A 13,003-nucleotide genomic window follows, 5' to 3' on the forward strand; every position below is an offset into this window, starting at 1 on the left:
TCTTTATCACCATCCGGTTTTGGTTTTTCTGGTTCTTTATCACCATCTGGTTTTGGTTTTTCCGGCTCTTTATCACCATCCGGTTTTGGTTTTTCTAGTTCCTTATCACCACCTGGTGTTTTCCCCGTATCCACCAAACTATCCGGTAAATTTTTACTCGGCTCCACCACAGGCCCCCCCATATTAGTTGGCAGTTCCGGCTTTTGTGGCGCTGGTGCATCTGATAATTTGATTTGTGGATCTTTCTTTTCTACCGACACATCATCTGGCTTATACGTCACTGGTGTAATCGGTGATTTATTATTTCCGATTAAATCTGCTAAATTAATGTTTGGTTTTTCTCCAGGTTTGTCATCTTTTTTTGCAGGATCAGCAACTAAATTTGGGAACATAGACTGTAAATTACTTCCTGTAATACGGTCATCTTTTTTCTCTTCTGTATTACTTGCTAGTTTTACCGTTTCTCTTCCTGCTGTACTAAAGCCTTTGTCATAAACAAGATATCCTGACGTTCCAAATAAAGCCACCGACATTACTGATATAGCAACTTTTTTTCCTAGATTGTTGTTGTTTTCTTCCATGTTTCTTCCCCTTTTCACATCTTTATTGAATCCAGCCGTTTGTTTTCATCTCTGTTAGTTTTTCTTGTGCTGCTCTTACTTCAGTTTCATTTTCATTTGCTTGTACCGTTTTTCTTAAGAAACGACTCGCTTCTTCATATTTTTTTTGTTTAATTTTAAACATCCCGAATGCAAAATTCACATGCGGATCTTCATCATTTTGTGAATATGCTTCCGTGAAAAATTTCTCGGCTTCATTTCCTTGTCCCACTTTGTCGTATAAAATCCCTATATTCACAAGCGTATTTGTGTCACGAGTCCCGTTGTTAACAACTCTATTGTAAGCCTCTAACGCTTGTTGATACGATGCATTACTTTTTCCGCCATCTCGTGTTTCATAAAATTGACCAGCTTCATAATATACAATTCCTAATTGATTTAGTAACTCTATATTTTTCATATCTTTTTGGATTGCAGCTTGTAATACTTGCGATGCTTGTTGATAATTCACTTCTTTTTTTGCACTATCAATTAAATTTGTTTTATTCCAAAGTACATATAAATTCGAAAGTTCAATTGCATATATAGCATTCTTTGAATCTTGCATAATGGCTTCTTTAAAGAAAGATTCTGCTTTATCTAATTGCACAGTTGCAGTTGCTAGTTGTCCTTTTAAATATGAAACAATTGCCTTATCTTCATTTGTTTTCGTACTCATTTTGACAATAACATCTTCTGCTTTTTCAAATTCTTTCATTTTCATATGACTTACAGCTAAATCTCGCATCGCATCTTTTTTATATGGTTCAATTCCTTTTGCATTATTCGCTAATGCTTGTTCGAAATTCGGAACTGCTTCTTGATATTTTCCTATACGGAAATTCGCTGAAGCTAATAGATATGCCGCTTCATTATTTTCTTTATCTATTTCTCTATCTTTTATTAATTTTGTAAGGTAGTCGATTGCAATTTTATTTTTCCCTTCAGCAATGTAAATCGTTGCTAGCTGAAGATGAGCTTCATCTTTTCCTTTCACTGCGATCGCATGACCAACAGCTTCTTCTGCTTTTATATATTTTTTATCATGATAGGCTTGGCGTGCTTGTCCCATAAATTTTTGGTATTTAGCATTTGTTGTATAAAAGTAAAATAGTGTTGAACCACCTATAACAACTACTACAATTGAGCCAATAATCAAAACCCGTTTTTTATTCTTGTTCCACCATATTGAGAAGGCGGACGGTTCTTTTTGTTCATGCGTTAATGTAAGAGGTTGATTCGATGCTTTTGCATTTAAAATTTCATCATCTATATCATATTCAACTTGTTTTTTTGTTTGTTTACGACTCTGTAAAATGCTATTTGGAACTGTGATTGTAGCTGCTATTTCTGGTATTGTTGGCTCTTTTTCTTCTTTTATCTCTTTAATAATGCTTTCAATTTCCTTTTTTAACGCATGATCAATGTTTGGAAATTGTACGATTCGTGAATAGACGAAACAAGCATATTCTTTATTATTTTCTCGCTCCAATTCAGTAGCTAGTTCCACATAACTTTGCAGCACCTTTTTTTGATTTATTTCAGATTCTTGATTCTCTAGTAGTTGAATAATATATGCGAGTTCTTGTTTTAGAGCTGTTGATGGATTGAGTGAATTAAAAATTGTTTTATATTCATATAATGCCGCTTGTTTAAATCCTCTCTCTTCTAATAATCTTGCAATTTCCAAACATTTCGATACAAAAAGAGAGTGTTCTTCTTCTGACTGCCTTTTCGCATCAATTTTTACTATTTCTCTTGCACTATGAAATACATCGTACCATTGTGCAAAGCTTGGACATTCTGCGAAAGTGTTACTATTCCATGCTTGATTAAATAACTGTGCGATTTCCCCATTCCATTGATTATGCAATTCTTGCTGAAGTAACGTATATCTTTCACATTCCGTCTGCATTTCTTCCGTTTTAAAGTAACTGGCATCCGTCCATTTGTTATTTCGAATTTCCTCACTACACCAACTTAATACTTCACCTAATAAAATGGCGCCAGCAAAACGGTCGGCTTCTTTTTGCCATATCCCGTTTTCCAAATACACTGGTGCATAACCCGCTGAACCTGCTGGCAATAATGAAGGTCTTTTACTTTTTGGTCCATACATTTGCTCAACATCAACAAGTTCAATATAATGTTGGCCTTCAATTGGATTTTCACTTAAAAAAGGTATGAGTACATTACTGGATGATAGATCATTATGAGCAACCTCATTTTCCTCCATCATTTTAAGTGTTGTAAGAAATGCTTCTGCAATAAAGAAACATTGTTCTTTTGATAACACTCGTTGTTCTTGTAAAATATCAGCCCAAGTTGGCCCTTCAATCCAAGGCATTACAATACTATTAGCAAGATCTTCTGATTTTTCGATAGCAGATATATGTTCTTCTGTAGTAACGATATAGCGTGAGCATACTTTAAGACCAGCTAAGGAGGAAAGTGGCTTTAAAAATGCTAGTTGATGTTTTTCATCACGATAGCGCTCTTTAAAAACTTTTAACGCAATTCGTTCCACACCATTTTCATGTTGTAATTGATAAACTGTTCCTTGTCTTCCCTCTTGCCCATATGGCATTTCAATCCCAATAACTGCTGGATGTTTCTCAAAACGATAAACATCTTTATTAAAAATAATTTTTTCTCCTACTTCTGGTCGGAATCCCATTTTATCCCCTTACTCTCATATGACAATTTTTAAAGAAAAGACCAGGAACAATAGCTCCTGGTCTTTTGCAATTGTTCTATTATTAATATGCGTTATCTGTGTTACGGAATTTATCAGAAATACGTTTTAATTCTGATGAAATACCTTCTAAAATTGGAATGTATTGTTGCATCGCTTGTTTAGATTGAGCAAATTCGCCTCGGAACTTCGCTTGTGTTGCCCCAGCCCATTGTCCTTCTAAACTATTAATGTCGCCTTCAAGTCTATTAATTTGGTTTTGAGCTTCCCCAGCTGCATTTGTAAAGTTACTAGCAATTCGCTCAAGTTCTTCTGGTGTAATTTTAATTTCTGCCATTGTATATATTTCCCCTTTCAATTCTTAAATGATACAACAATTAGATTATAAACTATATTCGAACAATTTTAAAAGGGGTAAATTACAAAAAAATTCTATTTTCTTGTAATTTAACCCTTTTTTAATATTATTTAACCTTTAATTCTGACCATTTCACAATAATTTTATTTGTCATTTTGTAAAGTAAATGTGGTGGTGTATATGCACATTTTATTTTCATTGGCTTTCTACGTATACAATATCCATCCCCACTTGATAATTCTCGATCCATCTCAGTATGTGGAAGCTTTATATTAAAGAAATAGACATCACTATTTTGAGTCGTACCTAATAAATAACCAAAACTTCTCTTTCTAATTTCTGTAAACCATTTTTCATGAGAATAGCTATTTACACTAGACGTTGTAGCGGCCACAACAAAATGAATCCCTTTATTTTTACAATTTTGAACTATTTGTTCCATTTTATTTTTCGAATCAAAGTCGTTAGATAATATCGCTAACATTTGATCAATATCATCAATTGCAATAATTATTTTCTTATATGGCATTTCCACTTCTTCTTTTGAATCTAAAGATGGCATAACTACTTTTCTATTATTTATTACTTCTAGCAGATCATCTAACATTTCTTTTAATTGTATACCATCTGTAAACCTCTTCTCTACATGAGGCAAATCTCCAAGAGCTAAAATACCTGTAGGTCTTTCACCAAAATCTACTAAGTATAATTCGACTTCATCCGGAGAATATTGATAAGCAGTAGAGAACAGAAGTGTTTGTAATAATGATGTTTTCCCACCTTCTATTCTTCCACCGATAAATATATGATTCATTTCGTCCAATGAAAAACTTTGTAAACGAATATCGTCTGTTTCAACTCCTGCAGAAATTTGAGCTGGTTTTAATCGCTCAACTAAATCTTCTACAAATATTTCTTTAGGAACCATTGGAATCTCTCTTGCTTTTTCACCATTCCATTCACTGCTCATTGTTTGAATAATCGTTTTTAACTGCTGTGAATATTCTAATTCACTTTCACCAATAAACGGCAATGCTGCTTGGAACAATTCAGGCGGTTGTCCTTTCATTAACCCACGACCAGCAGGAACTTCGATTAATGGGAAATTAGGTCTACCAACTAAACTATGATATTCAGTTCTATCTTGCAATTCCAATGTAATTGCCATCGGTATATTATTACGAACACGATCAAACATATCAATAGTTTGATTAAGCGAGAAATAGAAGTACACGCCGTATGTGCTTGATTCTCGTAATAACATTTCTAATATTTCATTCTCTTTTTCGAATTCATTTTTAAATCTTATATAACCATCTACCATTACAACAATAGCAGGAACTTTCTTTCCGACCATTCGATTATACATAGAAAATGACTTTGCACCGATGTTAGAAAAACTCTCTTTTCTTTCTGTAATTTCTTTCTTCAAAAAACCAAATAAACGTTTCATTTTTTCATATTCGTCCTCTTGTACAATCCCGCCTACATGAGGTAAATCTCTAAAATCTAAAAACATACGTCCAAAATCAATAATATAAAAATTCACTTCAGCTGGTGTATGAGATACTGCTAGGGACATAATGATCGTTTGTAACATCGTTGTTTTTCCTGTTCCTGGCATACCATATATATTTAAATGGCCTTCTTGTAAATCGAGCTTTAAAGGATACTGCGCTTGATTTCCGACATCATCAATTAATCCAACCGTAATTTGTAAATTTTCTTTCTCCTTATTCCATACATCAGCAGTCCAATTTTCCATTTCATAAAACTCTTTTAATAATAATTTTTCTGGTAAAGGTGCCAACCACGGCCCTGGCAATGCTTTAATATTTTCTTTCTCCGATACGTTCTGTATATAGTGAATAAACGCTTGTAATTGCTTTGGACTATTTGTCATTGGTTTTGGGCGCTTTTTCACTTTTATTCTTTCACCCGAAAGCTTAACTTCTGTAAAATCAACAACAGCAAGAACTTTCTCTTCATCTGGATTATAAGGTGCTCCACTCCATGCAGATTGGAACAATTCCAATATTTCATTACTTCCAACCTGTAAATAACCTCTTCCCGGTACATTAATTTTAGAGGCATCTGGAATTTTTAACATTTCACGACTATCGGCGTCATCTTGTACACGTAAACAAATTCGAAAACGTGAGTTACTCCAAATCTTATCATTTACAACCCCTGAAGGTTTTTGTGTAGCTAATAATAAGTGAACTCCTAATGTCCTTCCTATTGCAGCAACACTAATTAGTTCGTCCATAAATTCTGGTTGTTCCTTTTTCATTTGAGCAAACTCATCAATGACAATAAATAAATGTGGCAAAGGTTCTTTTTCACGCCAGCTTGTTTCATAATATTCATCTAAATGTTGAACATTTCCAGCCTGAATAAACAATTTTTGTCTTCTCTCTAATTCCGCCTTTAATGATATTCTTGCACGCTCAATTAAGTTCGGATCTTCTAAGTTTGTAATAGATGCGATAATATGTGGTAATCCTGCAAACGTGTTTGACATTCCGCCACCCTTATAATCGATAAGCATAAATGCCATCTCATGAGGATGATAGGTAGCCGCTAACGCTGCTATAATAGACTGGATCACTTCACTTTTCCCTGAACCTGTTGTACCAGCCATTAAACCATGCGGACCATGTCCTTTCTTCTCAATTTTATCGTGAATATTTAGAAACACAGGTTTACTTCCTTCTCTTACACCTATTGGAACCGGCAATGAATTTGGATATCGATTTTTATTCCATCTCTCTAGCACCTGTAACTCTTCCATTTTTTTCACTTGGAACAAATCTAAAAAAGTTAATACTTTCGGTATGTTAGCCGCTGTAGAACTTTTCATTCGAATAGGAGCAATACTTCGCGCACCTGATTCGCATCGTTCAAATGAAAGTCGGTCTACTTTAAAACTAGCACGCGTTGTCCCGCTATTTTCAGCTGAGCTTGAAAATGTTTCTACTAACTCACCATTTTCTCCGTTTAAGCTAATAACAAGATCACATTCCATCGGCAATCGTTCTCTCTGTTCTGCAAATATAAATGTAGATGCTCCGACACTTTCCCCTTCTCTAAGTAACATTGGAAGTATAGGATCATCTTCTAAAAATTCTCTCGCGGATAAGAAAAAAACATACATTGGGATTAAAGGTATTTTCGCATCTACCTGTGCAGAGGAATTATAAATTCTACGCATATTAAGTGGTGTGAACAACGCTTCAGCTAATTTCTGCGCTTCTTGTTGATTCTCAGATAAAAAACGCATGCTTCTCTGCTCATCCCACACATGAGGAATCCACCTCATCCAATCCCATTCTTTCTTCTCCTTCTCATGATAGAAGGCTGCTATTTTCACTTCATTTGGAGCGTGATGTGTCATAATTTGCGTCGTTACAATTCGAGTGAAGTTCAATCGATCTTCTTTATTGCCAACCACACCAATTACATCATTTTTTTTCAATGATATTGAAATATGCCCATTAGGGATTGTATTAAAATCTCTTTTCACATTTTGTGCTTCTGTGATTAATGGATTTTCCTCATAACCTTGCTGTTCAGGCACTTTCAATTCAACATAAAATGGTCTCTCACCTGTTCCAATACGGATATCTAAAAAGTCTGGGCTTTCAGGTGTTCGCTCCCATAAATTACTTTCTCGATTTTCAATTCTTTGTACACTCTTTAGTGGACTTGGATTTTGTGTTATTAAATATTTCGCTTGTTCAACCTTTAACGTATCTAACTCCACTCGATGCTTTTGAATTTGCTCCAAATATCTTTGTTGTAACTGCTCCACCATTTGCCTATGTTCTTTCTTTTTACGGAAATGCCCCATCGTTGTAATTGCATACGATCCTAACATTGGGATACTCGAAACCATCATAAGTGGCATATAACTTGCATTCATCTTCATAAATTTCATCATCACAAAATACAATATCAATGTTAAAATTGTCATCATCGCTGGTAATAACATTGTTTCAATAGAAAATTTAGGTTCTTCTGGTATATTTGGCGGATCATGAATAATAACATCCCCTGTTGGTATATCTACTTTCACACGCGGAGAGCGCTGAAAATATGGTGATTTTTGCACAAAGCATTTCTCCTTCCCCATTCAAAACTATTACTCAATGATTTTCCATACATAATCTTCTTCACTAGAAGATATACCTTGTTTAACAGGTTCATTATTAACTTCTTCTGCCGGTAACATTTCAAAAGAAGGGATAATCGCCCCTTTTTTATTTAGCATTACATATTGTCCATCCCAAACATCATTATCTCTCAAAGTCTCGTCATTTCGAATAGAATGCCACTCTTCTTTATCCTTTGTCACTCTAATTTCGTAAATTTCACTTAATGTTTCATCTATTTTTTCGTGATGTAAAATTGCTTCAATAATTTGTATTACTTTCACATCATTTGGGATCGCAATATCTATTTCTTCATTTGATTGTTTTATGTACGTCACAATAATCTCTTCCACGTATATTCACCTTTCCGTTGTATTCTTACCAAGAAATATCTAAAAACGAAATATCATCGCTCGTCGGTGAGCACTGTGCCCTCTCGATTTTTTGTAAGACTTCCTCAAAGTTATACTGCATAAGCGACATAAGTCCATCTGAATGAATTACAATTCTAGTTACTTCTTCTCTAGATAACTTCTTTGAAAAAATATCCAATTCACCACCAATAATACCATGATGTGTAGACCATCTTTTCCCTACACTTCTCTCAAAATTCAATTCATTTAAGCACTTTTTCTGATTTTGGAACAATTGTACAAAAGAATCGCCATGTGTAACTATTGTTACATCTACTTCGTCTTGATTTGGAATGAGCTCTATTTTCCCAGCAATGAACATAGCTTCACTACCTTTTCTCCTCTTTTCTTCCAATACATCGAGAAGTAACCATGGTGTTTCTTCTGGCAATTGAAATACCCTCACTTCCTCTGCTGCTTCTTCTTTCCACTTTTCCAACTCTTCATTTAATAGAATAGAAATATTCTTTTCCTGCAATGTTTCAAATAAATTTAATAATTTCATACCAAGAAATTTCGCAGCGATTTCACCATGAAAAGACATTCCTACACCATCACATAATGCAAAGGTAATACTAGTCCCATTATCTTGAAATATAAGAAAATCTTGTCCACTCTCATTTAAGTCTTGCGTTTCTTTAGCTCTTACGTAACTATATCGATATGTAAAATTTTCACCTTTCTTCTCTTGTAATACTGTTTCTTTTTCTTGCGACAGGATATACTTCACTATTTTTCTCCCTCCTATCGAACCGGCGTTGCAGCAGACATTTGAAATCCAAGTGATACTAAATCTGCATTTGTACCTGGAAACATCATCACTGCACCATCCCCAATATGAAAACCATACTCAGTCATCATCTCACGATAACTTTGAGGGATAGGAGAGGAAAGTCGTTGCAACTTTGCACCATATTCATCCGTAATTTCTGTATGTGGCATAATCCCTTCCCACTTCTTTATACTAGTAATTTGTTCTTGCATAATTTCATCCGAAATAAAGATATTTTCAATTAGTACATTTCCATCAGGTACAGACATATTCATAATTCTTCGCACAATTAATTCTGGATCTTCGCCAGTTGAAGCACCGTCTGTCATATGACAAACAACAGGAGCTGGCCCGTCTTGTAAATTCGGTAATTCCTTTTGCAATAACTTCTCCACTACAGAGAAAGCCTTTGCTGTATCAGTTAAGCGATGCGTTTGAATTTTTTCTAGTGGACGTAGTCTTGCTACTTCATCTATTGTTTTCACCCCACCCAAAAGATCAAAAACTTGATCGCTATAAGCTAAAATAGATAACTTATATCTTGGAAGCAATCGACTACCTTTTGTCGAACGAAATACCATTTGGCGAATCGCTAAAGAAAGAGCATCTGTTACAATGTCAATTCTCCTTTTTTCTTCTCCCTCTACATCCATCATTTGATTCATTGATGCGCTTACATCAAGAAGATAGATTATATAAGCTGGTGTTTGTTGTGTTGCTTGAGTTTGATATAACATGTTTCATACCCTTCCATACATTATTATATGAACTTTTTTTATATTCACATTTCATTATAACTTATGAATTTTCTTTTTCTCAATTTATTATAAAATGTTCTCGATATAATTTACATATTTTCACACAAAAAGACATTTTTCTTCTCTTTAACTTATGTTTAAATATACAAAACCCTTCTATATTCATAGAAGGGTTTTAATATTATGGTATAAGACGAGTACAATCTCTCGGAAAAGCACTCGCCTCTCGTACATTTGTTAATTCTAATAGTTTATATACAATCCTTTCTAACCCAATTCCGAAACCTCCATGCGGGGGACAACCGTATCGGAATGTATTTAAATAAGATTGAAATTTCTCTGGGTGTAATCCTTTTTCTTTAAACGAAGCGAGTAACATTTCATAATCATGAATTCGCTGTGCCCCTGACGTTATTTCTAACCCTTTATATAATAAGTCGAATGAATCAGTAATAGCTGGATTCTCTTTATTTTGCATCGTATACATCGGTCTCGCTTCTTTCGGATAATGTGTAATGAAAACAAATTCACTATTATATGTTTCCTTTACATATTTCCCTAGTAACTTTTCACCTTCTGTATCTAAATCCCCTACAGGAGATTCTTTACGATACTTACTTTTCAAAATTTCTTGTGCTTCTAACAATGTAATTTTAGGTATTTCAGTAATAACAGGTACTTCTATTTGTAATAGTTGTAGTTCTATTTCACATTTTTTCGCTACTTGTTGAAATATATATCGTAAAACATCCGTTTCTAGTTGCATCACTTCATAAAAATCATGAATAAATCCAAGTTCTACGTCTAACGAGATATATTCATTCAAATGACGGGAAGAGTTATGATGTTCCGCTCTATATACAGGTGCAATTTCAAAAACTCGTTCTAGTCCACCCGCTACCATCATTTGTTTGTAGAACTGTGGTGATTGTGCTAAATAAGCTTCTTTTTGGAAGTATGGAAGCTTAAAAACATTTGCTCCTCCTTCTGCCCCTTGTGAAACAATTTTCGGAGTAAATATACGTGTGAAATCGTTCTCTATTAGAAATTCACTAAAGCTCTGAACGAGTGTAGATTTCACTTTAAAAATCGCTGCAGTTCGCTCATGCCTTAATGATATTACCCGCTCATTAAGTAGTTGATCTAAGCCAACTTGTAACTTCTTTTTATTTATTTCAAATGGAAGTGGCTCTGCACCGTTTATTACTTTCACTTCATGAGCAAGTACTTCAACACCCAATTCCGTTTTCGACGTCTCGACTATCTCACCGATTACATGGACAACACTTTCTACATCAACTTTATATCCGGCCAATTCATTTTCTAATACACATTGAATTACTCCTGTTCTGTCCCGTAATAATAAAAAACTAACATTTCCAAGGTGCCGAATTTTTTTTACCCATCCTTGAAGTAATACAACCTTTCCACTTTGCTTTGTACATTCTTTTGTGAGTGAACGCTTCATTATTGAATCCATTATTTTTCCCTCCAGTAATTTTATATTTATTTACGTTATTGTTGTCACCGTCATCATCCACGGTCACTCACCCCCTTTCAAAGAATACAAAAATCCGCCCCTATAAATAGGGACGGATTTTTTTCCGCGGTACCACCCAAATTGTCATACTGACCATCTTAGCCCTGATAACGGTAGGTACCGTTTGCTTTTACTAATAATCACGTTCAAAGCAACGCTCACAGGTGTCTTTCCATCATGCGGTATCGCAACCTTCCCAGCAACCGGCTGCTCTCTGTAGACCTTTGCACCATGTACTTTTCCTGATCATCACTTTTTATATTTACAGAGTATTTTAACTTTTCACCCTATAAAATGCAAGCACTTTTAAATATATTTTGATTTTTCACATCCAGTTTTGTACAATCTCCTCTAAAGCCATTCCACGTGAACCTTTCAGTAAAACAACATCTTTTTTCGTTATAACTTTCAATACTTCCTCTGCTATTTTGGCTTTATTATCAAATGACTTTATTTTTCCTGTATGATAGTTCTTTCTTGCTTCTTCCGCTACAATTTTGGCTAACTCTCCATACGTAAATACATATTGAATGCTCTCCTCATTTAACATTTCACCAATTTCTCTATGATATGTTTCAGCTTTCTTGCCTAACTCCAACATATCCCCAATCACTATAATTTTTTTCTTATAGGCATTTAATTTCTGCAACGTTTCAATTGCAGCCTTCATGGAGGAAGGACTGGCATTCCATGCATCGTTAATAATTGTAAAACCTGTTTTAGCGGTTAAAAACTGAAAGCGCATTTGTGTAATGTTTATTTGCTGCAATGCTTCTTGTATTTTTTCTATAGGGACTTTGTAAAATTGACCTACAGCGATTCCGACAATCGTATTAAAAATATTATGTTTTCCATGTAAGGGAACATCGTACTGTATTTTTGAATGATTTAATTTAAAATGAACACCATATTCATCTAATTGTACGTTCGTTGGAAACAAATCATTTGTATACTTTCCACCAAACGACTTACTTTCTATACCTAGCATATTAATATTTTGAGAAAGTAATGGCTCATCACCATTATATAAGAACAGTCCACCGTCATTTAATCCGTCTACAATTTCAAATTTAGCCTTCGCAATCTCTTCTCTTGATCCAAGCGTTTCTAAGTGTGACTGTCCAATCATTGTAATGATCGCTACATCTGGCTGTGCTATTTGTGCTAAGTTTCGAATTTGTCCCGTTTCGCTCATTCCCATTTCAAGTATTAAAAACTCTGTATCCTGTTTCATTTCTAAAATCGTTAGTGGTAAACCAATTTGACTATTTAAATTCCCCTTCGTTTTATGCACACGATAAGTTGTACTTAATATCGTGCTTATTATATCTTTTACCATTGTCTTTCCATTACTACCAGTAATTCCGATAACTTTCACATTACTTGTCTTTCGGTAATATCGCGCTATTTTTTGCAGTGCAAGTAATGTGTCATCTACAAAAATAATCGGTATTCCTTTTGGAGGATCACCGTAAGACTTTTTCCATAAAGAAGCAGCCGCACCTTTTTCCATCGCTTCTTTTACATAATCGTGTCCATCTTTCACCCTAATAATCGGAACAAACAAATTCCCTTTCGTAATTTTTTTAGAGTCAATACAGACGCCTTGCATCTCTATATAATGAAATGATTCTTGTAATCCTTCACCATTTACTATCTCTTCCAATTTATTTAATTGTATTTGAATCAAATCGTCACCCTTTTCCATTTTATT

At 34.5% G+C, this 13,003-nt stretch carries 8 protein-coding genes, 1 pseudogene and 1 other annotated feature; all 9 genes and pseudogenes read right to left on the reverse strand.

What is annotated here, in order from left to right:
- Positions 1–581 (reverse strand): annotated as a pseudogene (locus MR170_RS16600) (hypothetical protein); the annotation flags it as partial.
- A gap of 22 nt (positions 582–603) precedes the next feature.
- Positions 604–3,276 carry a tetratricopeptide repeat protein gene (locus MR170_RS16605; RefSeq protein WP_242308693.1) on the reverse strand — a complete coding sequence of 891 codons (2,673 nt, stop codon included), beginning with the start codon at positions 3,274–3,276 and terminating at the stop codon, positions 604–606.
- An 82-nt stretch (positions 3,277–3,358) separates the two neighbouring features.
- Positions 3,359–3,631: a WXG100 family type VII secretion target gene (locus MR170_RS16610; protein ID WP_053564631.1), complete on the reverse strand. Its 273-nt coding sequence runs from the start codon at positions 3,629–3,631 to the stop codon at positions 3,359–3,361.
- A 127-nt stretch (positions 3,632–3,758) separates the two neighbouring features.
- Entirely contained in the window at positions 3,759–7,766 is a 4,008-nt protein-coding gene (essC, locus tag MR170_RS16615) for a type VII secretion protein EssC (protein ID WP_242308696.1), read from the reverse strand.
- A 30-nt stretch (positions 7,767–7,796) separates the two neighbouring features.
- The gene (locus MR170_RS16620; RefSeq protein WP_000391135.1) at positions 7,797–8,159 is read right to left on the reverse strand and encodes a ubiquitin family protein; all 363 of its coding nucleotides are present in this window, start codon (positions 8,157–8,159) and stop codon (positions 7,797–7,799) included.
- Positions 8,160–8,184: 25 nt separating this feature from the next.
- Positions 8,185–8,952, reverse strand: a complete 768-nt coding sequence (locus MR170_RS16625) for a hypothetical protein (protein ID WP_053564633.1) — start codon at positions 8,950–8,952, stop codon at positions 8,185–8,187.
- Between the two features lie 11 nt (positions 8,953–8,963).
- Entirely contained in the window at positions 8,964–9,728 is a 765-nt protein-coding gene (locus MR170_RS16630) for a vWA domain-containing protein (protein WP_000966848.1), read from the reverse strand.
- A 202-nt stretch (positions 9,729–9,930) separates the two neighbouring features.
- Positions 9,931–11,229, reverse strand: coding sequence for an aspartate--tRNA(Asn) ligase (gene aspS / locus MR170_RS16635; RefSeq protein ID WP_242308697.1), 1,299 nt, complete (start codon positions 11,227–11,229; stop codon positions 9,931–9,933).
- A gap of 105 nt (positions 11,230–11,334) precedes the next feature.
- Positions 11,335–11,548, reverse strand: a binding site (T-box leader).
- Positions 11,549–11,614: 66 nt separating this feature from the next.
- Positions 11,615–12,997: a UDP-N-acetylmuramoyl-tripeptide--D-alanyl-D-alanine ligase gene (locus MR170_RS16640; RefSeq protein WP_242308699.1), complete on the reverse strand. Its 1,383-nt coding sequence runs from the start codon at positions 12,995–12,997 to the stop codon at positions 11,615–11,617.
- Between the last annotated feature and the right edge of the window lie 6 nt (positions 12,998–13,003).

Source organism: Bacillus cereus group sp. BfR-BA-01524 (genome assembly GCF_022662595.1).
Lineage (GTDB): Bacteria > Bacillota > Bacilli > Bacillales > Bacillaceae_G > Bacillus_A > Bacillus_A thuringiensis_S.

Bases quoted from the DNA above. Each gene is read 5' to 3' on its own strand.
- MR170_RS16605 (WP_242308693.1), bottom strand. From the start codon at position 3,276: ATGGGATTCCGACCAGAAGTAGGAGAAAAAATTATTTTTAATAAAGAT.
- MR170_RS16610 (WP_053564631.1), bottom strand. From the start codon at position 3,631: ATGGCAGAAATTAAAATTACACCAGAAGAACTTGAGCGAATTGCTAGT.
- MR170_RS16630 (WP_000966848.1), bottom strand. From the start codon at position 9,728: ATGTTATATCAAACTCAAGCAACACAACAAACACCAGCTTATATAATC.
- aspS (WP_242308697.1), bottom strand. From the start codon at position 11,229: ATGGATTCAATAATGAAGCGTTCACTCACAAAAGAATGTACAAAGCAA.
- MR170_RS16640 (WP_242308699.1), bottom strand. From the start codon at position 12,997: ATGGAAAAGGGTGACGATTTGATTCAAATACAATTAAATAAATTGGAA.